22 protein-coding genes are annotated in these 22,735 nt (G+C 64.6%); 6 read left to right on the top strand and 16 right to left on the bottom strand.

From position 1 onward, the window contains the following. Positions 1–3: 3 nt before the first annotated feature. Together CXY70_RS10670 and dapB are read right to left on the bottom strand one after the other, a co-directional pair. Positions 4–447, bottom strand: a complete 444-nt coding sequence (locus CXY70_RS10670; RefSeq protein ID WP_104192337.1) for a hypothetical protein — start codon at positions 445–447, stop codon at positions 4–6. Continuing rightward, complete coding sequence (dapB, locus tag CXY70_RS10665; RefSeq protein WP_104192336.1) at positions 444–1,208, bottom strand: 4-hydroxy-tetrahydrodipicolinate reductase; 765 nt, start codon at positions 1,206–1,208, stop codon at positions 444–446. Before dapB ends, CXY70_RS10670 begins: the two co-directional genes overlap by 4 nt. A gap of 56 nt (positions 1,209–1,264) precedes the next feature. Between dapB and CXY70_RS10660 the strand changes: the two genes are divergently transcribed. Next, positions 1,265–1,768: a GNAT family N-acetyltransferase gene (locus CXY70_RS10660; RefSeq protein ID WP_104192335.1), complete on the top strand. Its 504-nt coding sequence runs from the start codon at positions 1,265–1,267 to the stop codon at positions 1,766–1,768. Positions 1,769–1,789: 21 nt separating this feature from the next. Here CXY70_RS10660 and CXY70_RS10655 read toward each other — a convergent pair whose 3' ends face one another. Together CXY70_RS10655 and CXY70_RS10650 are read right to left on the bottom strand one after the other, a co-directional pair. Continuing rightward, on the bottom strand, positions 1,790–2,392 hold the full coding sequence (locus CXY70_RS10655; RefSeq protein ID WP_104192406.1) for a histidine phosphatase family protein: 603 nt from the start codon (positions 2,390–2,392) through the stop codon (positions 1,790–1,792). Between the two features lie 67 nt (positions 2,393–2,459). Further along, positions 2,460–3,803: a pitrilysin family protein gene (locus tag CXY70_RS10650; RefSeq protein ID WP_104192334.1), complete on the bottom strand. Its 1,344-nt coding sequence runs from the start codon at positions 3,801–3,803 to the stop codon at positions 2,460–2,462. 211 nt (positions 3,804–4,014) lie between these two features. On the opposite strand from CXY70_RS10650, the gene CXY70_RS10645 reads away from it, so the two are divergent. Next, positions 4,015–4,605: a TetR/AcrR family transcriptional regulator gene (locus tag CXY70_RS10645; RefSeq protein WP_104192333.1), complete on the top strand. Its 591-nt coding sequence runs from the start codon at positions 4,015–4,017 to the stop codon at positions 4,603–4,605. 7 nt (positions 4,606–4,612) lie between these two features. Here the strand turns inward: CXY70_RS10645 and CXY70_RS10640 are convergent, their stop codons facing one another. Then, positions 4,613–5,632: an aldo/keto reductase gene (locus CXY70_RS10640; RefSeq protein ID WP_233205887.1), complete on the bottom strand. Its 1,020-nt coding sequence runs from the start codon at positions 5,630–5,632 to the stop codon at positions 4,613–4,615. A gap of 328 nt (positions 5,633–5,960) precedes the next feature. On the opposite strand from CXY70_RS10640, the gene CXY70_RS10635 reads away from it, so the two are divergent. Further along, the gene (locus tag CXY70_RS10635) at positions 5,961–7,574 is read left to right on the top strand and encodes a peptide chain release factor 3 (RefSeq protein WP_104192332.1); all 1,614 of its coding nucleotides are present in this window, start codon (positions 5,961–5,963) and stop codon (positions 7,572–7,574) included. 69 nt (positions 7,575–7,643) lie between these two features. Here the strand turns inward: CXY70_RS10635 and CXY70_RS10630 are convergent, their stop codons facing one another. Together CXY70_RS10630 and CXY70_RS10625 are read right to left on the bottom strand one after the other, a co-directional pair. Next, complete coding sequence (locus CXY70_RS10630; protein ID WP_104192331.1) at positions 7,644–9,329, bottom strand: ribonuclease J; 1,686 nt, start codon at positions 9,327–9,329, stop codon at positions 7,644–7,646. 275 nt (positions 9,330–9,604) lie between these two features. Continuing rightward, positions 9,605–9,823: a hypothetical protein gene (locus CXY70_RS10625; protein WP_146066114.1), complete on the bottom strand. Its 219-nt coding sequence runs from the start codon at positions 9,821–9,823 to the stop codon at positions 9,605–9,607. Between the two features lie 296 nt (positions 9,824–10,119). On the opposite strand from CXY70_RS10625, the gene CXY70_RS10620 reads away from it, so the two are divergent. Then, positions 10,120–10,620, top strand: coding sequence for a glutathione peroxidase (locus CXY70_RS10620; RefSeq protein WP_104192329.1), 501 nt, complete (start codon positions 10,120–10,122; stop codon positions 10,618–10,620). Between the two features lie 58 nt (positions 10,621–10,678). Here CXY70_RS10620 and CXY70_RS10615 read toward each other — a convergent pair whose 3' ends face one another. Genes CXY70_RS10615 through CXY70_RS10595 form a run of 5 tightly spaced genes read right to left on the bottom strand, consistent with a single transcriptional unit; the run spans position 10,679 to position 16,942 of the window. Next, a complete protein-coding gene (locus CXY70_RS10615; protein ID WP_104192328.1) occupies positions 10,679–11,602 on the bottom strand; it encodes a CoA ester lyase in 924 nt (307 codons plus the stop codon). Beyond that, the gene (locus CXY70_RS10610) at positions 11,599–12,096 is read right to left on the bottom strand and encodes a MaoC family dehydratase (protein ID WP_104192327.1); all 498 of its coding nucleotides are present in this window, start codon (positions 12,094–12,096) and stop codon (positions 11,599–11,601) included. The genes CXY70_RS10615 and CXY70_RS10610 overlap by 4 nt, the downstream gene beginning before the upstream one ends. A 21-nt stretch (positions 12,097–12,117) precedes the next feature. Then, entirely contained in the window at positions 12,118–13,284 is a 1,167-nt protein-coding gene (locus CXY70_RS10605) for an acyl-CoA dehydrogenase family protein (protein ID WP_104192326.1), read from the bottom strand. After that, complete coding sequence (locus CXY70_RS10600; RefSeq protein ID WP_104192325.1) at positions 13,281–15,320, bottom strand: biotin carboxylase N-terminal domain-containing protein; 2,040 nt, start codon at positions 15,318–15,320, stop codon at positions 13,281–13,283. The genes CXY70_RS10605 and CXY70_RS10600 overlap by 4 nt, the downstream gene beginning before the upstream one ends. A gap of 14 nt (positions 15,321–15,334) precedes the next feature. Beyond that, on the bottom strand, positions 15,335–16,942 hold the full coding sequence (locus tag CXY70_RS10595; protein WP_104192404.1) for a carboxyl transferase domain-containing protein: 1,608 nt from the start codon (positions 16,940–16,942) through the stop codon (positions 15,335–15,337). Positions 16,943–17,053: 111 nt separating this feature from the next. On the opposite strand from CXY70_RS10595, the gene CXY70_RS10590 reads away from it, so the two are divergent. Further along, on the top strand, positions 17,054–17,653 hold the full coding sequence (locus CXY70_RS10590) for a TetR/AcrR family transcriptional regulator (RefSeq protein WP_104192403.1): 600 nt from the start codon (positions 17,054–17,056) through the stop codon (positions 17,651–17,653). Positions 17,654–17,669: 16 nt separating this feature from the next. Here CXY70_RS10590 and CXY70_RS10585 read toward each other — a convergent pair whose 3' ends face one another. The 4 genes from CXY70_RS10585 to pdhA form a co-directional block, all read right to left on the bottom strand. Further along, entirely contained in the window at positions 17,670–18,332 is a 663-nt protein-coding gene (locus tag CXY70_RS10585; protein WP_104192324.1) for a 4a-hydroxytetrahydrobiopterin dehydratase, read from the bottom strand. Positions 18,333–18,536: 204 nt separating this feature from the next. After that, positions 18,537–19,913, bottom strand: coding sequence for a dihydrolipoamide acetyltransferase family protein (locus tag CXY70_RS10580; RefSeq protein ID WP_104192323.1), 1,377 nt, complete (start codon positions 19,911–19,913; stop codon positions 18,537–18,539). Beyond that, positions 19,910–20,869: an alpha-ketoacid dehydrogenase subunit beta gene (locus tag CXY70_RS10575; protein ID WP_233205891.1), complete on the bottom strand. Its 960-nt coding sequence runs from the start codon at positions 20,867–20,869 to the stop codon at positions 19,910–19,912. The genes CXY70_RS10580 and CXY70_RS10575 overlap by 4 nt, the downstream gene beginning before the upstream one ends. A gap of 98 nt (positions 20,870–20,967) precedes the next feature. Continuing rightward, positions 20,968–22,080 (bottom strand): pyruvate dehydrogenase (acetyl-transferring) E1 component subunit alpha, encoded by a 1,113-nt coding sequence (gene pdhA, locus CXY70_RS10570; RefSeq protein ID WP_104192322.1) that lies wholly within the window; start codon positions 22,078–22,080, stop codon positions 20,968–20,970. 131 nt (positions 22,081–22,211) lie between these two features. Between pdhA and CXY70_RS10565 the strand changes: the two genes are divergently transcribed. Next, positions 22,212–22,676, top strand: a complete 465-nt coding sequence (locus CXY70_RS10565; protein ID WP_104192321.1) for an Lrp/AsnC family transcriptional regulator — start codon at positions 22,212–22,214, stop codon at positions 22,674–22,676. The last annotated feature ends 59 nt before the right edge of the window (positions 22,677–22,735 follow it).

Below are 22,735 nucleotides of genomic sequence, written 5' to 3'. Positions count from 1 at the left end.
CGGCTACTTCGGGGTGCGCTCGAGGCTGATCGCGGTGCGGATCGCCCCGCGAGCGCGCTTGCGATCGCCGGAAGCGTCGTAGGCGAGGCCGAGGCGCAGCCAGGCGTGCCAGTTCTCTGGCTCGGCTTCTACCGCGGCCTGCGCGGCCGGAAACTGCTCGTCGGCAGCGTCCCGGTAAGGCCGACCGCTCGGTCGCACCGGCAAGTCGGCGGCGGGGAGGCCGCCCAGCTCATCGAGTTCACGCACTAAGCGTTCCGAGCGGATGCCGAAGGCCACTTCGCGCGCCAGCGCCCAGAAACCAATCAGCGGCAGGATGAGAAGGGCAAGGCCGATGGCGATGCCGACTGGTTCCCCGCTCTGGATGAAGAGCACCGCGCGTACGCCGACCAGCACCAGGTAGAAGACGAGCAGAGCCGCCATGACAACAACAGCGAGCTTGCCCCTCACTTGGAGGCTCCTTCGCTGGCAGCCATGCTGAATCCCAGATCGACGATCTGGTCGAGGCCGACCGTCACACCTTTAATGGTTCGCGCGGCTTTGAGCGCGAGCAGGATGCCGCTCTCATAGGCGCTCGGTGACAGGGTGTTGTGGCTGATGGTGAGGGTTTCGCCGGTGCCGCCGAGAAGGACGTCTTGTCGGGCAAGTAGGCCGGACAAGCGCAGGCTATGCACGGGCACGCTCGCTACCTGCTGGCCGCGGGCACGCTGATCCGTGTGCGGCGCGGAGACCGGGCCGAGTTCGGCGCGCGCCCGGCCGATTAATTCGGCGGTTCGCACCGCCGTGCCAGACGGTGAATCAACCTTGGACGGCTGGTGAGCTTCGACAATCTCAATGGAGTCGTAGAACCGCGCGGCCAGGGCGGCGAAGGCCGTGGCGAGCACCGATCCGATCGAAAAGTTCGGAATGATAATGACGCCGGTGTCGTCCCGGCCGGCGAGGCGTCGGGCGAGAGAATCGATTCCGTCCTGGGTCCAGCCTGACGTGCCGACGAGTACTCGCAAACCGTGCTCGGTCGCAAAATCGACGACGCTACGGCTCACATCAGGCCGGGTCAGGTCGACGGCGATCTGCGCCCCAAGCATCTCTTTCAGCTGGCTGTGGGAATCGAGGCGGGCGACGACGTCGAAGCCCTCGGTTCGGTCTATCAGGTCGGAAACCAGACGGCCCATCTTGCCTGTCGCTCCAATAATGGCCACCGTCGTTGTCATAAAACCAATCTACCAATTGATCGCGTCAGCATGCGCTCGCGCAATAGCCTAGGCAGATGCCCCAGTTTCACTCCGTGTCGGTAGCGGATGCCGCCGCCCACGCTCTGCTCACCGAATACTTCTGCAGCCCTGAACTGGCGTTTCGACAATCCCACGGCACCTACCATCCGACCTATCCAGTCGCGGAGCAATTCGTGCCGCCGCGGGGCGTGTTCCTCGTGGTACTCGATGGCCAGGCGGGAGACGACTCTGGCGGCGCGTATGTCGGGTGCGGAGGCATCCGTCGGCTGGACACCGCCGAAAGCGAACCGGTCTGCTTCGAGGTCAAGCATTTATGGATCCAGCCGCGCGCCCGCGGGCGCGGCTGGGGGCGGATGCTGCTGGCCGAGCTGGAGAGCAGGGCGCGGGACCTCAGCGCCGCCGAAATGGTGCTCGACACGAACGCGAGCCTCTCCACCGCCGAGGCGCTCTATCACAGCAGCGGGTATACGAGCATTCCCTCGTACAACGACAACCCCAATGCGACGCACTGGTATCGCAAACGGCTCAGCACAAACTAGCTACAGCCCGCGAGTGCGACCTTAGAACATCAGCGGTTCCGGCAGCCCGGTACGCAGCTCCACCGGCAAATGGCCCAGGTCGTTGTGCGTGACGAGCGTCCACGGTCGGCCTGTTTTTTGCTGCAGCACGGTGAGACCACAATTGGCCTGGTTGATTCCAACCCAGCGCCAGTCGGGAGCACCGAGCACCTCTCGAACAAACCACGCGATTACAAAATTGTGGGTGATCAGCAGGTCGTGCCGCTGGCTGCGGCGGGGTTGCAGAAATTCAGCGACGGCATCTTCCATCTGTGCACGGCCCGCCGCGATCTCGTCTTCGGTGACAGAGCCGAAAAACGGGTCGTAGGCCGACGGTGTCTCAGCCGCCCGACCAGAGGGAATGCAGTCGAACAGCAATGCCGACGGCTCGCTGTGCAGCGCCGGAAGCCGTTCCGCCATAATGGTGGCGGTTTCGGCGGCCCGCTGCAGCGGCGAGTGCCACGCCCCGGTAAACGGAACTCCACTCAAACGATCGGCGATCAACAGCGCCTGCCGTTTGCCGCGCGGTGACAACGGGCCGTCGTGCAGGCCGTGTTCGGCATCCTGTTGTTCGCCGTGGCGTACCAAGTAGATGTACTGGGGCATCATTGTCCATTTCACAGTGCGGGAATCCGGTCGGACCGGAACGTACAAAAGACTGGGTCGCGGCCGGTCAGCTCGGAAGAATAGCCGTGAACGCGTCGTCATCAAGGGCACCGACGGCGGAGATTGACACGGGGCCGCTCACGAGTTCGGCGGCGAGCTCCTGCACGTCGACCGGCGTGACCCGCGCAAGGCGGCGCAGCGCTTCGTCGAGATCAGCGAACTCGCCGAGGGTTATCTCGGAGCGGCCCAGCCGAGACATTCGGGTGTCCGAGTCTTCCAACGCGAGGGCCGACGCTCCACTCAGCTGGCCAGACGCCCGCCTCATCTCGTCGTCGGTGACACCGCCATCGGCGAGGCGGTGCAGTTCGCTGAGCATGAGTTCGGCGACCTGGCCGGCCTTGGCCGGCGTGCATCCGGCATACATACCGAACAGTCCCGCATCCGAGTAGCCGGGCGCGAAGGAGTAGACCGAATAGGCCAGTCCGCGCTTCTCCCGCACTTCCTGAAAAAGCCGGCTCGACATTCCCCCACCAAATATCGAGGTGAGCACGCTCATCGTGACGCGGCGGTCGTCGGTCGCCAGCAGGCCGGGCATGCCGAGCAGCAGGTTCGCCTGTTCCAGCGGACGTTTAACGATGGTCAGGGCCTGGCCCTGGTGAATCTCGGCTGGTACGCCGCCCCGACGGCTGACCGGAATCTGGGGAATACTAAGGTCCCAGCCGGAACGTTCGAGGGCGCGGGTAACGGCGGCGACCAGCGAGTCGTGGTCGACGGCGCCGGCGACCGTGACGACAAGGTCTTGCGGGCGATAGTTGGCCTGGTAGTGCTCCCACACGGCCGTGCGGGAGGCACCACGAATGTCGTCTGCGCTGCCGCCGATGGGACGGCCCAGCGGATGCTTCCCCAGCACCGCTTCGAAGAATCGTTCATTGGCGACATCGGCCGGGTCGTCGTCAGCCATGGCGAGTTCCTCGAGAATGACGCCGCGCTCGGTTTCGAATTCACCGGCATCCAGTTTTGAGGAGGTCAGCATGTCGGTGAGAACGTCAATGGCCATACCGAGGTCGCGGTCTTGCACCTTGGCGTAGTAGCAGGTGTATTCCTTGGCGGTCATAGCGTTGTGCTCGCCGCCAACCGCGTCAAAGGAGATGGCAATGTCAAGAGCGGATCGCGTTGGCGTGCCCTTGAACAACAGGTGCTCGAGAAAATGAGTGGAGCCAAAGTGACCCGGTTGTTCGTCGCGGGAACCGACTGCTACCCAATATCCGATGGTGAGGCTGCGGGCACCCGGCACCTGCTCGCTCAGAATGCGCACGCCGCTCGGCAGTACGGTGCGACGCACCAGGGCGTCACCGGCGGCCCGAAACGAGAGTTCGGCCTGGTCTAGGGGAAAGTCGACGGCACCGTTCATATCAACAGCAAGCTTACAAGACGCGATCAGGGCTGCTGGCGCCCGTGTGCCACCTCGCCAACCTACCCCCAGTTCGACCGGAACGGTCCGTGCGGCCGATTACACCAGACTGGTCTGTCTACGGTGTGTTACAGTCTGGGAGCCCTCCGGGAATACGCCGGATTTGCGCTCATGCGGGACCGCTCGCGGACCCTTACTGAAGGAGTGACGCATGACAACGCTGACACCTGACGCTGTTCGGCCGGCGACGCACGCCAAGCTGCGTATCCTCGCCACTGCCGACCGTTTGTTCTACACCGAGGGTGTACACACCGTGGGTGTGGACCGCATCATCAGCGAGTCGAAGGTCACCAAAGCAACATTTTATAAGTACTACCGCTCGAAGGACGCCCTCATCGTTGTCTACCTTCAGGGCCGGGACCGTATGGCACGCGATTTTCTCGCCAGCCTCGACACAAATTGTGACACCCCGGAACAGCGGCTGCGCGGCGTCGTGAATGAGATCTCCGCCCAGGTCATTCGCGGAGGCTTCCACGGCTGTCCGTTTATCAACGCGGCCGCTCAGTTCACCGACCCCGCCCACCCCGTGCGCCAGGCCGTCTCTGCACATCGTGACTGGTATGGCCGTTCGATCGAGGACATGTTCCGCGGGATGGGCCATGCCCGGCCCGGAGACGCCGCCGACGATTTCTTCCTCGCCCGCGACGGCGCCTTTGCCGGCGCGAACCTCGGCGACCCGATCGGTGCCCACACCGCCCTGCTACGCGCGATCCAGCGTGTGCTCGACGAGTCCGGCGCCTAACCAGCTCCTAGTCGGCCGATACCCGGTCGAGATCGAGCAGGTCATTGCGGCCAAGACGAATGCCCGCCGCCGCGACCAGGGACTGCACCTGATCGGCCTCCCCTGCTCCGGCAACCGGTGCCACCACGTCGGGCCGGGCTAGCAGCCAGGCCAGTGCGATCGACGCCGGCGCTGCGCCCTGCGCGGCGGCAATACGATCGACAACGGCCAGTACGCGCAGCGAGCGACGATTAAGGTACACCTTGGCGAGTTGTCCGCGGGCGGTACCGGCGACATCCGCCTTCGTGCGAAAAGCACCGGCCAGAAAACCGTGGGCCAGGGCAAAACCGGGCATCAGCGCGAGATGTTGGGCGCGGGCGACGACCGCGACGTCTTTTTCGAGTTCGGCGCGATGCACGAGGTTATACGGCGTTTCGGCGGCGACGAATTTGGGCAGGCCGAGGGCGGACAGCACCCGGGCTTCCATGAGGCGTTCCGCGGAGAAGTTGCTTGCACCGAGGTAGCGCACCTTGCCGGCGCGCATGAGGGCATCCACCGCAACGAGGCTCTCTTCGAGGGCGACGGTTTTGTCGTCGAAGTGAAAGTACAGCAGGTCGAGGTAGTCGGTGCCGAGCCGCACGAGGCTGGCTTCGACGGCGGCGACGATGCTGCGCTGCGTCAGCCCGGGATTGTCAAGATTTCGGCCGATTTTGGTGGCCAGAACAGTCTCGGCCCGAGCACCTCGAGACCGCAGCCACGAACCGATAATTACTTCGCTGCGTCCGGCCGCGAAACTGTCGGCGGTGTCGAGAAAGTTGCCGCCGAAATCGCGGTGCGCGTCGAGAATGGCTTTGGACGCTTCACCCGTCGCTGTCCAGCCGAAGGCGTTGCAGCCGAGGGCCAGTGGATGCACGCGCAGCTCTGTTCCCGCAATTTGCCGCCGAACCGGGCCCGCACCGACCGTGGTCTCTGCCTGGTCGGTTTCGGCCGGCCGCGAAAGGGCGACTGACATCGCGTCGAGCGAAGACGAGACAACCTGTCGGGGCATTGCGTTCTCCTCCGGGGTGCTCGCCCGACCATTTGTCTCTGCCGGGTTTTTTCTTGATAAATCGCTCTGTGCCCGACCTTAGGCGAGGCCACTGACATTTTCTCGGCGGCACGCTAAACCGTTACCAAAATGTACGTCAGTGGCGGCCGAATAGGGGGCAGTGGCTATCGGTTGCCAGCTGACACGTTCTTGATTTGTTAGACTGGCGGTTGCGCGAAAACTGGGCTGCCTGTGCAGGTGCACATCCGCCCTGGGCCGCCTTCCATCGAATAGATCAATCGGTCGGTCGGCGAGGTATCCTGCCCGAATCAGCCGCAGGAAAGCAGCCATGACCACCGTCGCCGACGTGCCCAACCCCCAGGTTCCCCGCGAGGCTCTGCGTCGCCGCACCTTCGCCGTGATCTCCCACCCCGACGCCGGCAAGTCCACCCTGACCGAAGCTTTGCTGTTGCACGCCCGCGCGATCACCTCGGCCGGCGCCACGCACGGCAAGGCCGGTCGCAGCGGCACCGTCTCGGACTGGATGGAGATGGAGAAGGCCCGGGGAATTTCGGTCACGAGCGCGGCGATCCAGTTCGAATACCACGACGCTGTGATCAATCTGGTTGATACCCCCGGCCACGCCGACTTCTCCGAGGACACCTTTCGAGTGCTCTCCGCGGTGGATGCCGCAGTCATGCTCGTCGACGCCGCCAAGGGTCTCGAGCCCCAGACCATGAAGCTGTTTGCCGTCTGCAAACAGCGTGGGCTCCCGGTGATTACCGTCATCAACAAGTGGGACCGCCCCGGCGACACTCCCCTGGCCCTGATGGACGAAATCCAGACGCGCACCGGACTGCTGCCGACCCCGCTGAACTGGCCGGTCGGCGAAGCCGGCGACCTGCGCGGCGTGCTCGACCGCCGCTCGGGCGCTTTTCTGCGCTATACCCGCACCGCGGGGGGCGCGACCGTGGCCGAATCGGTACGGCTGGATGCGGCCGACGCGGCGCTCGAGGAGGGCCCGGCCTGGGCATCCGCTGTCGAAGAATCTGAACTGCTCGACGCGGAGTCCCAAAATCACGACTCCGAACTGTTTCTCGACGGGCAGACCACCCCGGTGCTGTTTTGCGCGGCGGTGGCGAACTTCGGGGTGCAGCAGCTACTCGACACCCTGGTGGAATTCGCGCCACCCGCCGAAGCCCGCATCGATATCGACGGCAACCCGCGCAAGATCACCTCGCCGTTCTCTGGGTTCGTCTTCAAGGTGCAGTCCGGCATGAACTCGGCGCACCGCGACCACGTGGCTTTCGTGCGCGTGTGCTCTGGCGAATTTCGCCGCGGTATGATCGTCACCCACGCAGCGACCGGCCGTCCCTTTGCCACCAAGTATGCCCAGCAGCTGTTCGGTAAGGAACGCACCGTGACCGACCAGGCCTGGCCTGGGGACATCGTCGGGCTCGTGAACGCGTCGGCGTTGCGCGTGGGCGACTCGATCTTCGAAGACGAACGGGTGGAATTTCCGCCGCTGCCGTTGTTCTCCCCCGAACATTTTCGGGCCATTCGCCCGGTCGATAGCAGCAAGCACAAGCAGTTTCGTCGCGGTATCGACCAGCTCGACCATGAGGGTGTCATCCAGGTGATGCGCTCCGAGGTGCGCGGCGAGCAGGCCCCCGTGCTCGGAGCCGTCGGGCCGATGCAGTTCGAGGTCGTCGAAGACCGCATGGTGCACGATTTTCACGCCGACATTCGCATGGAGGCGCTTCCCTACCAGGTGGCTCGCAAGACCGACAAGGAGAGCGCACTCGTGCTCGCGGGCACCCGCCAGGTGGAAGTGTTCACCCGCTCCGACGGCACGCTGCTCGCCCTGTTCAGCACGCCGTGGCGCCTGCAGGCGATTATCAAGGAGAACCCGAAGCTCGTGCTGATCGACATCGCAAACGCCACAGCCGAGGACTTCATGTAACTTCTTCGATGAACGAGAAAGGCCGCATCCTCGTGGAGGATGCGGCCTTTCTCGTTCTGTCGGTGCTGGTTACGCGTCGACGACCACGGAGGTGATGACCGGGCTGCGACGGTACTTGCGGTTCATCCAGCGGCTCACCGACTGCGTGAACAGGTCTTCGAGCTCGGCGCCATCGACGATCTTGATGCGGTTCGCGGCCTTCATAGCCTCATCGATGACCTTGGTCGCGCCCTTGACCCACTCGTCGTCGTGCACGAATCCGCGGGCCAGGAATTCGACGGGCTCGGAGAGCGTGCCGGTCTTGGCGTTGAGGATTCCGAGGATGGTGATGGTACCGTCCTCGGCGAGCTTGCGACGGTCTTCCATCGCGGCAGTGGATGCCCCGCCGACAGTCATGCCGTCGACGAAGATGTAGTCGGCGACGACCCGGCCGGTGACCTTGGCGTGGCCGTCGATGAGGTCCACGACGACGCCATCTTCGACGACGATGACGTTGTCCGAAGGGACGCCTGTCGCGATCGCGAGGTCGGCGTTAGCCGTGAGGTGACGCCATTCACCGTGGATCGGCATGACGTTGACGGGCTTGACGATGTTGTAGCAATAAACGAGTTCGCCGGCACTCGCGTGGCCGGAGACGTGCACCTTGGCGTTGCCCTTGTGCACGACGTTGGCGCCCCAACGGATCAGGCCGTTGATGACGCGGTAGATCGAGTTCTCGTTACCGGGGATCAGCGAGCTCGCAAGCAGCACGGTGTCCCCCTCACCGATCTTGATGACGTGCTCACGGTTGGCCATACGTGACAGGGCGGCCATCGGCTCGCCCTGCGAACCAGTGCAGATGAGAACGACCTTGTCGTCCTTCATGCGCTCGAGCGCCTTCATGTCCACGAGCAGATTCTTGGGAATGTTGAGGTAGCCGAGTTCACTCGCGATTCCCATGTTGCGCACCATCGAACGGCCGACGAAGGCCACCTTGCGGTTGTGCTTGACGGCAGCGTCGATGACCTGCTGGATGCGGTGTACGTGACTTGCGAAGCTCGACACGATGATGCGGCGCGGGGAGGTACGGAACACGGTGTCGATCGCCGGTCCAATGTCCTTCTCGGCGGTGGTGAAGCCGGGAACCTCGGCGTTGGTCGAGTCCGTCATGAACAGGTCGACCCCCTCTTCGGCCAGGCGTGCGAAGGCACCGAGGTCGGTGAGGCGCTTGTCGAGCGGGAACTGGTCCATCTTGAAGTCACCGGTGGCGAGCACGAGGCCGGCTTCGGTGCGAATCGCGATGGCCAGGCCGTCGGGGATGGAGTGGTTGACGGCGATGAATTCGAGGTCGAATTGGCCAACGGTGCGACGTTCGCCTTCCTTCACCTCAATGAAGTTCTGGCTGAGGCGGTGCTCCTGCAGCTTCGCGGCGAGGAAGGCCAGGGTGAGCTTGGAGCCGATGACGGGAATGTCGCCGCGTTCCTTGAGCAGGTAGGGGACGGCGCCAATGTGGTCTTCGTGGCCGTGCGTGAGCACGATGGCCTCGATGTCCTGCAGGCGATCCCGGATGGCCGTGAAGTCGGGCAGGATGACGTTGATGCCGGGCTGATTGTCTTCGGGGAAGAGTACGCCGCAGTCGATGATGAGCAGCTTTCCCTTGTGCTCGAAGACGGTCATGTTGCGGCCGATCTCGCCGAGGCCACCAAGCGGGATGATGCGCATGCCGCGAGCCGGCAGTGCCGGCGGAGTGCTCAGGTCGAGGTAGTGGTTATTCATGAATCTCATTTCGTTGTCTGCGGTAATGCATGTCGAGGTGTGTGGGGACCGAGATCGGACATGCGGAAAGCCAGCATTGAGGGGCTTTTGCGCATACGCGTACCTCGTGTCGTGTCTGGCGGGCAAGCAAAATACCGGCCGGGCACGTGTGTAGTCTACCGGCGCGTCGACGACAGCATTTCGATGCCACCGGTGCCGGCACCGAATACGACAAAAGGGACTCCGCTAAGCGGAGTCCCTTTTGTCGATTTCGGTAGCAACCGAACCGCGGCGCGCTACGCCGCCGCGGCCAAGTGCCTACTGCCAGCCATCTGCGGCTGTGCGACGCGGGCCGGCGCGGTTGCCGTGGGGTGCGACACGTACTCGCCAGCGTCACGGTGCTCCGCGGTTCCGCTGATGTACCCGCTCCCCATGACCACTCGACTGACGCTCTGGGAAATGTACTCGTTGGGACGGATCGTGCTGTTGCTGGTGTGCGATATGTAAGAATTCATGATGCTCCTGGTGCGATCTATATGACGGATGCCGACAGGGATCCAGAGCAATGACTAGTCACAGATCAATCCAACTCGTTCTGGGGGAACTGGTTCGAGTGAAGCTGGGGTGTTGGCCCGTTCGGCGGGAAGTATGCGCTGCGCCGCGCGAGCTGAGAAATCCGGGTCCGATAGCGGACCGCCATGACTTCTTAGGTGGTATAAGACTACGTGACCGTGTCACTCGGTGGGGGAAACGCACGATCTACACAGGGACTGTGCAGGCAGCTTGGATTCAGCATCGATACTGTTTTCGAATGACTTCTGCGCTGTACGACATTCCCCTCACCCTCATCGATGGAACGGACACCACCTTCGGCGCCTTTGAAGGAAAAACGGTTCTCGTCGTCAACGTTGCATCAAAGTGCGGCTTCACCCCGCAGTACGCCGGTTTGGAAGCCCTCTATCAGCGTTACGCGAACGACGGGCTGGTCGTGCTGGGATTACCGAGCAACCAGTTCATGGGCCAGGAACCCGGCACTGAAACAGACATCGCGAAATTTTGCGGCATGACCTACGGGGTGACCTTTCCGATGACGGCCAAGGTTGATGTGCGGGGCAAGCACCAGCATCCGCTCTACGCCCAGTTAACCATGTTCAAGCGGGGCCTGCTGCCCGGTTTGATTAAGTGGAACTTCGAGAAGTTTCTGGTGACACCGACCGGCGAGATCGTGGACCGCTTCGCCTCCGCGGTAGAGCCGGAATCGACCGAGATCGTCGCCGCGATCAAAAAAGTGCTGGCCGCCAAGGCCGCCTGATTCGCAAATTTTTCGGACGGGGCCTGGGCCCACGTTCACAACAGGGGCCCGGGGAATTTTAGCGGGCGGCCCGGCGCAGCACGGCCTCGGCGTGGCGCAGAACCGGGCCATCGATCATGCGACCTTCATGCTGGAAGACACCCCGGGCACTCGCTGCGGCCTCGAGCAGTCCGAGGGCATAGTCCACTTCGGCGGCGGTCGGCTGGTAAGCGGTGCGAATGACCTCAACCTGGCTGGGGTGGATGCAGGCGGTGGCGCTAAAGCCGCTCGCGACGGCATCCGCTGCCTCGTTACTTAGGCCGGCCGTGTCGGTGATGTCCAGATGTACGGCATCGATCGCGGCCTTGTCGTGGGCTCGCGCGGCCAACAAAACCTGAGAACGTGCATAGCGGGCGACGTCACGGTAGCGACCGTCGGCAAACCGGCTCGACGTACCACCGAGCGAGGCGACGAGATCTTCGGCGCCCCACATGAGCGCGACAACATTACGTGCGGCGGCAATCTCCGTCGCTGAGACGACGCCGGCAGCGGTTTCGCACAGGGCGATCACCCGGAACTGTGCGAGGCGTTCGACTTGACCGGCGCTGACAGTTTTAGCGAGCATGATGTCGCGGTATTCTGTGCGCTCGAGCGCGGCCAGGTCGAGTGCGAAATCGGTCGTGTCGGCCGAATTGATGCGCACGATCGTGCGGGCTGCCTCAAGCGGATGCTCGATCAGCGCGCGCCGCGCAGCGGCCCGATCTTCGGGCGCGACGGCGTCTTCCAGGTCGAGGATGACGGCGTCGGCGCGCTCGACCGCCTTCGCATAGCGTTCTGGCCGGTCGGCCGGGCAGAACAGCAGGGCCGGACCGAGCGTGAACGGCGCTGGCGTGAAGGGGCTGAGCCCGGCAGGACTCTCGTCGAACGGATCGGGGCCGGCAGGGTCAAAGTCCGAGTCGTACGCTTCCCCACCGAACGGGTCGCCGTCGAACGTGCCGCTCATTGCGCAGCGTCCTGGCACCAGACCAGCACGGTGCGCACGGCCGTGCCCACCACGACGCCGTCTTGGTTGCGTCCGGTGTGTTCGAGCGTGATGACGCCCTGACCGGGGCGGCTTTTCGACAGCCGTTTGTCGGTGACGATGCTCTCCGAGTAGAGGGTGTCCCCGTGGTGCAGCGGATGCGGAAACGCCACGGCCGCAAATCCCAGGTTCGCCACGATCGTGCCCTGGGTCAATTGCGCGACCGAGCTGCCGACCATGGTCGAGAGGGTGAACATGGAATTGACCAGACGTTCGCCGAACGGCTGGGTGGCTGACCAGGCCGCGTCGAGATGCAACGCCTGCGTGTTCATGGTCATCGTCGTGAACAGTACGTTGTCGGCCTCGGTCACGGTGCGACCGGGGCGGTGTTGATAGAGCGCATCGAGGTCAAACTCCTCGAAGTAGAGACCGCGCTGGCGCACCGGGTGGCGGTCGGGCGTATCTGGGTCGGTCATCCGCTTCTCCTTAATCACTGGTCAGCCGGCGAATCCCAGGGCCCGCGAGATGACCATGAGCTGTACCTCGGTTGTGCCCTCGCCGAGCTCGAGCACCTTGGAATCACGATAGTGCCGCGCGACCGGATTCTCGTTCAGAAAGCCGTATCCGCCAAAGATCTGCGTGGCATCGCGGGCATTGTCCATAGCCGCTTCACTGCCGACCATCTTGGCGATCGAGGCCTCCATTTTGAAGGATTTGCCGTTGATCATTTTCAACGCAGCGTCGTAGTAGGCGAGGCGCGCGGTGTGAACGCGCGCCTGCATCCGGGCGATCTTGAACGCGATGTGCTGGTTGGAGCCGATCGAGCGGCCGAAGACATTGCGGCTGTTCGCGTAGCGGATCGATTCTTCGAGGCAGCCCTGCGCCGCGCCGGTGCAGAGCGCGGCGAAGGCGATGCGGCCCTCATCGAGGGTCTGCACGAAGTTGGCGAAGCCACGGCCGCGTTCGCCGAGCAGATTCGCCTCGGGTACGCGCACGTTGTCAAACACGAGCGGATGGGTGTCTGAGGTGTGCCAGCCCACCTTGTCGTACGGCGGGAGTGCCGTGAAACCGGGGGTCGGGGTCGGCACCAGAATGGCGGTGAGTTCTTTCTTGATGGACCCGTCGGTGCGAGTGGACTCCCCCGTGACCGCGGTCACCGTCACAAGGCGGGTAATATCCGACCCGGAGTTGGTGATGAACTGCTTCGTGCCGTTGATCACCCATTCGCCGCCCGTGAGCTCAGCGGTGGTCTTGGTGCCCGCGGCGTCTGAGCCGGCATCCGCTTCGGTCAGGCCGAACGCGGCGAGCGCCGAGCCACTCGCCAAGCGAGGAACCCACTCCTGCTTCTGCTCCTCGGTGCCGCTACGGAACACCGGCATTATGCCCAGGCCCACTCCGGCCTCGAGGGTGACGGCGATGCTCTGGTCGGCACGGGCCAGCTGCTCCACGGCAAGGCAGAGCGCGAAGTAGTCCTTGCCCTGGCCGCCGTACTCCACGGGAAACGGCAGTCCGAACAAGCCCATCTCCCCCATCTCGGCGATGATGCCATAGGGCAGGCTGCGTTTCGTGTCGTACTCGTAGGCGGCCGGTGCGACAACGTTATCGGCGAAAGCTCGAACCGTGTCGCTCAAGGCCTGGTATTCGGGGTTGAGTTCGTAGGTCATTCTGAATCTTCCTTTTCTGAGATGGTTGCAGTGGTGCTGATCGTGGCGACGATCTGGTCGAGGGCCACGAGGTCACCGGTTTTGAGGTTTACGGTGACGCGGCCGGCCGTGGCAGCCACGAGTTTGTGCTCCATCTTCATGGCCTCGACCACGAGGATGGTCTGGCCGGCCGTGACCACGTCGCCGGTGACGGAGTGCACTGCGATGACAGTGCCGGGCATTGGCGAGCGTACGTCTGGGCTGACCGCCCCTGGCACGCGATCCCGGGCCGCGAGGTGTTCCGCAAGCTGCTCGGCCCGGGATCGGTGTTGCAGGTCGAACGAGAATCCGTCGGCGCCGATGTATACCCGCGCCCCGGACTGTTCGATGGCGAAGACCCGGGTCTCGCCGTCGTAATCGACACGAAACGCGCCCCGGCGGCCGATGATCGGCGTGAGTCCTGCTGGTACGGCCGGACTGTCACCGATCGAAACGGATGCCGCCTGCGACTTTCCGACTACCCGCACCTCCACGGCCTCGGTCGCGCTCAGCCCCAGCGAGTAGCGCACTGGACGCGGCGAACCCAGCCGCCACCCGCTCGGCCGCGTCCACACATCGTTCACGCCGGCGACGATGGACCCGGCGAGTAGGTGCAGGAACAGCGCCGCGGCGGCGAGGACGTGACCGTCAGCTTCGCGAAAGCTGAGGTCGGGAAGCTTGCGTTCGATCAAACCGGTGTCGAGGCGGCCGGCGCGCACATCGGCATCCGCCAGCAGCAGCCGAAGATATTCGGTGTTGGTGTGCACGCCGAGCACGACGGTGTCGGCGAGCGCCCGGTCGAGACGGTTCAACGCCTCAAGCCGGGTGGGAGCCCAGGCGATCACCTTGGCCAGCATCGGGTCGTAGTGGGAGGCGATCGTGAGGCCTGGAGTCAGCGAGCTGTCAACCCGCACCCCCTCACCCCTGGCCTCGTGCAGCTGCAGCACGGTGCCGGTGGTCGGCAGGAAGCCCCGAGCGGGGTTCTCCGCATAGACCCGCGCCTCGATTGCATGCCCCGTGAGGCATACGTCCGCTTGGCTGACCGTGAGCGGCTCTCCAGCCGCGATGCGCAACTGCCAGTGCACCAGGTCGAGGCCGGTGACCAGCTCGGTGACCGGGTGTTCAACCTGCAGGCGGGTGTTCATCTCCATGAAAAAGAATTCGTCGGGAGCGGCTGCGGAGACCAAAAATTCCACGGTTCCAGCGCCGCTGTAGCCCACGCTGCGGGCGGCGGCGCAGGCCGCCTCGCCGATGCGGGCGCGAGTCGCCGCATCGAGCAACGGGGAGGGTGCCTCCTCGATGACTTTCTGGTGCCGACGCTGCAGCGAGCATTCGCGCTCGCCGAGGTGAATGACGGCGCCGTGACTGTCGGCGAGTATCTGCACCTCAATGTGCCGCGGGGTGGCCACGAGCCGTTCGAGCAGCAGGGTGTCATCACCGAAGGCGCTCTGCGCGACGCGCCGTGCGGTCTCGAGGGTGGCTGGCAGGTCTTCAGAGCGTTCCACCACGTGCATGCCCTTGCCGCCGCCACCGGCCGAGGGCTTGATGAGCATCGGATACCCCACGTCGACGGCTGCCGCGATGAGCTGCTCGTTGCTGAGGCCGGGCTGCGCCACCCCGGGGATGATCGGCACCCCGTAGCCGGCCACGTGGTTCTTCGAGCGGATTTTGTCGCCCATCGTGTTCAGCGCGTGCACGCTCGGCCCGATGAACACGATTTTGGCGTCGGCGCAGGCCTGCGCGAACGCCTGGTTCTCGCTGAGAAATCCGTAGCCGGGGTGGATCGCCTGGGCACCGGTTCGGGCCGCAGCGGCCAGAACGGCTTCAATATTGAGGTAGCTGTCCGCCGGTGCGGCGCCGCCGATGCGCACCGCGGTATCCGCCAGCGACACGTGCCGAGCGTCACGGTCTGCGTCGCTATACACGGCGATAGATCGGATGCCCCGCTCGCGCAGAGTGCGGATGATGCGGCAGGCAATTTCGCCGCGATTGGCGACCAGAACGGTGTCAAATGTCATGGAAATCGTCTCACTCACATTCGGAAGAGGCCGAAGGCGGACTTGCCGAGCGGCGCGGCGGCACACACGGCGAGGGCGAGGCCGAGCACAGTACGGGTGTCGGCGGGGTCGATGACGCCGTCGTCCCACAGCCGAGCGGTGGAGTAGTAGGGGCTGCCCTGCTGCTCGTACTTTTCGAGGATCGGGTCTTTGAAGGCGGTCTCGGCCGCGGCCGACCAGGTGTCTCCGCCCCCCTCGATCTGCTCGCGCTTGACGGTGGCGAGCACGGAGGACGCCTGCAGGCCACCCATCACGGAAATGCGGCTGCCCGGCCACATCCAGAGGAAGCGGGGCGAATAGGCGCGGCCGCACATGGAGTAGTTGCCGGCGCCAAAGGAGCCGCCGATCACCACCGTGAGTTTGGGCACGCGGGCCGTCGCGACCGCGGTGACCATTTTGGCCCCGTGCTTGGCGATACCGCCGGCTTCAGCTGCCTGGCCCACCATGAAACCAGAGATGTTCTGCAGAAAGACGAGCGGAATTCCGCGCTGGTCACAGAGCTCGATGAAGTGGGCACCCTTCTGCGCAGATTCGGCGAACAGGATGCCGTTGTTGGCGACGATTCCCACCGGGTGGCCGTGGATATGCGCGAACCCGGTCACGAGCGTGGTGGCGTATTCGCGCTTGAATTCGTGGAATTCGCTGCCGTCGATGATGCGCGCGATCACCTCGTGCACGTCGTACTGGCCCTGCACGTCGACGGGGACGGCTCCGTAGATTTCGCTCTCGTCGGCGACCGGGTCAACAGTCGGGATCACACTCCACGCCGGGGCGTCGGCACGAGGGAGGGTCGAGACGATGTCGCGCACGATCTGCAGGGCATGCTCATCGTTTTCGGCGAGGTGGTCGGTGACGCCGGAGACGCGGGCGTGAAGTTCACCGCCGCCGAGCTCCTCGGCGGTGATGATTTCGCCGATTGCGGCCTTTACGAGGGGCGGGCCGCCGAGAAAGATGGTGCCCTGGCCCCGCACGATCACGGTCTCGTCGCTCATGGCGGGGACGTAGGCACCGCCGGCAGTGCACGATCCCATCACCGAGGCGATCTGCGGGATCTTGGCCGCGGACATCCGTGCCTGGTTGTAGAAGATGCGGCCGAAGTGGTCACGGTCGGGGAAGACCTCGTCCTGCAGGGGCAGAAAGGCTCCCCCGGAGTCGACGAGGTACACGCAGGGCAGGCGGTTCTCGAAAGCGATCTCCTGGGCTCGCAAGTGCTTTTTCACCGTCATCGGGTAATAGGTGCCGCCCTTGACGGTGGCGTCGTTGGAGATCACGAGCACGAAGCGCCCGTGCACGAGGCCAATGCCGGCGATGACGCCCGCTCCCGGACTGTCGTCATTGTAGAGACCGGTCGCGGCCAGCGGTGCGATCTCGAGGAACGGACTGCCGTCGTCGAGCAATTGGTCAATGCGCTCGCGGGGCAGCAACTTGCCACGGGCGAGGTGGCGCTGTCGGGACTTCTCCGGCCCGCCGAGCGCGGCCGTGGCGAGGCGCTGCTTCAGGTCGGCGACGAGCTGTCGCTGGGCAGCATCATTGCTCCGGAACGTCTGAGCAGAGGAGTCGAGCTGACTCGCGAGTGTCTCCATCGACATCTTCCCTTTGGCGATGCCGGAGGGCCCGGTATCAACTACAGTTAATGTTTACTAACTGAAATTCAGGTTAGTGAGGATTAACTGAAATGTCCAGTGGAGGCTCGCATGAGCGCACCGATCGAAGCTACGTCGCGGAGTCGAGCCAAAGCTGAGCGACGCTCGGCCCTGCTCAGCGCCGCAGCTACGCTCTTCGCCCAGTCCGGATTCAACGGGGTCTCGATTGAAGATCTTGGCGCGGCCGCTGGGGTGAGCGGGCCAGCGGTTTACCGTCACTTCAACGGCAAACAGGCCGTGCTCGCCGCGCTGCTCATCGATGTGAGCGAGGATCTGGTCGCCGGTGGCCAAACCGTTGTGACGGAGACAACGGATGCCGCGGCCGCCCTGGGCGACCTCGTGCGCTTCCACGTTGACTTCGCGCTGTCGAACCCCGAGGTGATCCGCGTGCAGGACCGCGACCTGGACAGCCTCGCGGAGTCGGACCGGCATCGGGTGCGGCTGCTGCAGCGCGAGTACGTGGAACTGTGGGTTCAGGTTTTGCATCGGGTGCACCCTGCGGTCGACGAGGCGCTGCTCCGCATTCGCGCCCACGCGACCTTCGGGCTGCTCAACTCAACGCCGCACAGCGCCCGTGCATCCTCGCACACCGCCGTGCGCACCCTGCTCGAGGAGATGGCCCTCGCCGCTCTCGGCCTGCCGGCCGTGTAATGGCCCGCGCGAACGGTCAGAACGCGGCGGTGCAGACGCAGAGCTCGTTACCCTCTACGTCGGCGAGCACCCACCAGTCGGGGGCGTGCTCGTCGGAGAGCAGCACGCCGCCAACCTCAAGCACCGCCTCGACCAGGTCTTCGGCGTCGTCACTGGGGACGTAGACGTCCAGGTGAATGCGGTTGCGATCGGCGCGGGCGATTTCCATGTGCTGGAACCACACCTTGGGGGCGAGGCCCCGTGGGTCGACGAGTTCTACTCCGTCGTCGCCGGTGATCTCGATGTAGCCGAGCCCGACCCGCCAGAATGGACGCACGGCATCCGCGTCGGTGCAGTCGATCGCAATGTCGTAGCGCGTCGGCCGCGCCGGACGCGCGGTGGCACCGAGGGTGTCGGCGATCTGCTGCACCCGGGCCGCGAGCTCGAGATCGCGCGCGGTGACTCCCCCGGCATCGTGCGAGGTCAGCACGAGCGACACCGCCCCGTAGCCCAGGCGCACGTCGGGATGGTGATTCAGCGCCTCGGCGGCCTCGCCGACACGATTGACCAGTTCGAGGGCGGATGCGAAGTCTTTGGTGCGAAACGTGGCATGCAGGCATCCGTCGAGATGCACGAAAGCGGTGCCCGCCAGCTGTTTCTTCGTCGCAAAGGGAGCGAGGAGTGCGCCTTGAGGGTTCATGCCTCAACTCTGCTACGCCTACGCGCCCCGGTCAATCGCCCGTCTGGTGCACAACTCCTGCAATCTGCAGAACCGAAACCTGGCTGCTGCAAAATTCCGCGGCACTTTTTGGTCGGTCTTACAAATTGCAGGAGTTATGCGCGAGAAGGGGGCGGGGACGACTGGTGCTGGCCCGGTGGCAGACCTATGGATGATGAGGAGGGGCTAGACCATGGTCAGCACGCGGGCCGGATCGGCGAGGATCGTGCCGATGTCGGCGAGAAAGCGCGAACCCTGCTCGCCGTCGACCAGTCGGTGGTCGAACGACAGGCTGAGCGTGAGCACCTTGCGCAGCGCGACCTCGCCGCGAAACTCCCACGGCCGAGAGCGGATGGCGCCCATCGCGAGAATCGCCGCCTCCCCCGGGTTCAAAATGGGCGTGCCGGCGTCGATGCCGAACACTCCGATATTGGTGATGGTGATGGTGCCGCCGGACAGTGCCGCCGGGGTCGTTGTGCCGGCCCGCGCTGCCGTCGTGAGGTCGGCGAGCGCCGCAGCGAGGCCGCGCAGGTCGAGTCGGTCAGCGTCGATGATGTTTGGCACGAGCAGCCCGCGCGGGGTTGCGGCAGCGACGCCGAGGTTCACGTGGTGAAACTGCACGATCTCACCGGCTGGCTCATCCCACCGGGTGTTCAGCGACGGCGTGCGGCCTACGGCCAGGCAGAGTGCCTTGGCCACCACGGCGAGAATGCCAATGCCCGCGTCGGCGAACTGCCGGTCGGCGCGGAGGGAATCGAGCAGTTCGACGGTCGGGGTGACGTCGATGGTGAGAAACTCGGTTACATGTGGCGCGGTGAACGCGCTCTGCACCATGGCGGCCGCCGTGAGTTTGCGCAGGCTCTTGATCGGTGAGCGGGTCTCGCGCACGTCGTCGCCGAGGCTCGCGGCCGGCTGGGTGGTCGTCACACCGGGTGACCCGGCCCCGTGCCGGTCGGGTGCCGGCACTGACTCGGTGATACGAGCGCGAACATCATCACGCGTGATCAGGCCGTCCTTTCCGGTTCCCGTGACCGTATGGAGGTCAATCCCGAGGTCACGGGCCAGGGCGCGGACCGGCGGCGTCGAGCGCGGTCTCTCGCCAGTGGATGCCGTGGCCGGTGGTTCGACAGGCGGTTCGGCGGGCGTGGCGGGTGGTTCGACGGATGCTGCGGGCACCGACGCCTCACGGGCGCCCGTTCGGGCACGACGCTGGGGGTGTCCGCTGCGCTCGACGGCGGGGCCATAGCCGACCAGATTGGCCTCGCGCTGCTCGGCCGGAGCCACAGCATCCGCTTTCGGCGTCGAAGCTGTGGGCTCATCGGCGCCGCCGATGTCGAAGGAGACAATTGGTTCACCGACATGCACGACCACCCCGGCCGGCTGGTGCAACACGCGCACGACCCCGGCAAACGGGCTTGGCAACTCGACGACGGCCTTGGCCGTTTCCACGTCCGCGATGTGCTGGTTGAGCGTGACCGCATCGCCCGGCGCGACGAGCCAGGCCACAATCTCGCTTTCGGTGAGACCCTCACCGAGGTCGGGCAGCTTGAATACCTTGATCATCGGCGCCCCATGACCCGGTCGACACCGTCGAGAATGCGGTCGAGGTCGGGCAGGTGACAGCTTTCCAGCTTGGCTGGCGGGTACGGCACATCAAAACCGGTGACCCGCACCGGGGCCGACTCCAGGTAGCTGAAGCAGCGTTCGGTGACGGTCGCGATGATCTCGCCGCCGAGTCCGCCCGACTGTGCCGCCTCGTGCGTCACGACAAGTCGCCCGGTTTTACGAACGGATGCCTCCACCACCGCATAATCCACCGGTGACAGCGACCGCAGGTCGATGACCTCGATCGAGATGCCCTCGTCGAAAGCGGCGAGCGCCGCGTCCCGCGCGGTCGTCACGAGCGCTCCGTAGGCAAGGAGTGTGACGTCCGTTCCCGGGCGCACGATGACGGCCTGCTCCATCGAGAGCCCGAGCTCCGGCACGACCTCGCCCTTGACGTGGTAGCGGCGCTTGGGCTCGAAGTAGAGCACCGGGTCGTCGCTCGCGATGGCCTGCCGAATAAGACTGTAGGCGTCCTGGGCGTTGGAGACGGCGATTACTCGAAGGCCGGAGGTGTGGGTGAAGTAAGCCTCTGGCGATTCGGAGTGGTGTTCGGCCGCTCCGATTCCACCGCCGAACGGCACCCGGATAGTGATCGGCATGCGCACGGCGCCCTGGGTGCGGTAGTGGAACTTGGCGACCTGGCTGACGATCTGGTCGAAGCCGGGAAAGATGAAGCCGTCGAACTGAATCTCACAGACCGGGCGGTAGCCGCGATAGGCGAGGCCGACGGCGGTGCCGATGATTGCGGATTCGGCGAGTGGGGTGTCGATGACCCGGCGAGCCCCGAACTGGGCGAGCAGGTCGCTCGTCACCCGAAAGACTCCGCCGAGGGCTCCGATATCCTCACCCAGCAGTACCACCCTGGGGTCGTCGAGCATGGCCTGGCGCAGACCCTCGTTGATGGCCTTGCCCATGGTGAGGGTTTTGGTCTCGCTGAGCGGGATAGGTTGTGGCGCGTTGAGGCCGGGAACCGTTGACACGGTTGCCGGGGTCATCAGTGGGGTCATGGTCATCACGCCTTTCGATTCTGTTCGGCACTATCGTGTTCGGCGCCAAAGCTCGTGAGGTAGCCGGCGTAGTCGGCGCGCTGGCGCTCGAGGGTGGCGTTGGGGGTGGCATAGACGTGGTCGAACACGCTCAGCGGTTCGGGGTCGGGCATGCCGATGCAGCCGGCGCGTAATTCGGCGGCTGCGGCATCGGCTAGCGCAGCAGTGGCCGCCTCGACCTCGGGCGTGATTTCACCGAGGCTGGTCAGCAGCCGGTGCAGACGCAGCAGGGGGTCGCGCGTCTTCCACTCGGCCAGTTCCGCCGGGTCTCGATAGCGGGTGGGGTCATCCGCTGTGGTGTGCGGTCCCATGCGGTAGGTGACGGCTTCGATGAAGGTGGGGCCGCCACCGGTGCGAGCCCGGTCGAGAGCTATGCGGGTCGCAGCCGTGACCGCGATCACGTCGTTTCCGTCGATGCGCAGGCTGGGGATGCCAAAGCCCGGCGCGCGATCGGCGATATTGCGGTGCGCCTGCACCCCGACCGGCTCGGAAATGGCCCACTGGTTGTTCTGGCAGAAGAAGACCACCGGGGCCTGGAAGCTCGCCGCGAAGACCATGGCCTCGTTCACATCGCCCTCGCTCGTGGCACCGTCACCAAAATAGGTAATGGCGACGGAATCGACGTCGTCGCGCTGGGCGCCTAGCGCCCACCCGGTGGCGTGCAGCGTTTGCGCGCCAATAATGATGGCCGGGGTGGCCATTTGGACCGTGTACGGGTCCCAGCCGGACTGGGCGTTGCCGCGCCAGACCTTGACGATGTCGGTAAGTTTCACGCCACGGCAGTAGGCGACGGCGTTCTCGCGGTAGCTCGGAAAGATGAAGTCGTCACGGCGCAGGGCGCGGGCCGAGCCGATCTGCGCAGCTTCCTGACCGAGCAGCGGCGGCCACAGGCCGAGTTCGCCCTGGCGCTGCAGGGCTGTGGCTTCGGTGTCAATGCGGCGCACCACGACCATGTCTCTGTAGAGCGCCAGGAGAGCTGGGCCATCGAGGTCTTCAACCCACGGGTCGAAATCGCCGCGAGGTATCCGCTCGCCTTCAATCGAGAGAAGCTGCACGAGCTGAGGGGAAAAATCAATCATGGGTCGCTCCGAGCGTCATTGCTAAAGTTGACGTGAGCCTATGTCGACCCAACAGAGAGCACAACCACTGTCAAAAATAGTGAGCAAAGTGCCCTATCCACGCTCGCCAGAGCATGTTAATGTTTTGCACTATGTACAGCCTTGACAAGACCGACACAAAGCTCCTCCAAGCACTCTCCGCCGACCCGCGCAGTACCTTCGTTGCGCTCGCCGACACGCTGGGACTTTCTCGCAATACCGTGCAGGCACGCATGAAGCGATTGGAAGACTCTGGCGCCTTTCTCGGCTTCGATCGCCGCATCAATCCAGCTGCCCTCGGCTACCCCCTGACCGCGTTCATCGAGGTGCACGTGCGGCAAAAACGGCTCGCGCAGATTGTGCTCGACCTGGCCCTAATCCCCGAGATCGTGCAGGCGCACGGCATGAGCGGGCAGACCGATCTGCTCGTGCGGGTGGTCTGCACGGATGCCGCCGACCTGTTTCGCATCGACGGTACGATCCTCGCCTGCGACGGTGTTGAGCGCACTGAGACCTCGCTCGCCATGGGTGAAGTTATCCCGTATCGACTCACACCGCTGCTCGACCGCCGCGGGTAAGCGGTCCAAACCCGATCTATTTGCTAAATTCTTCATATAGTTATATAAAGAAGTAATGA

Source organism: Cryobacterium sp. Y82 (assembly GCF_002929495.1).
GTDB lineage: Bacteria > Actinomycetota > Actinomycetes > Actinomycetales > Microbacteriaceae > Cryobacterium > Cryobacterium serini.
This window is presented reverse-complemented; position numbering and strand designations above follow the sequence as displayed.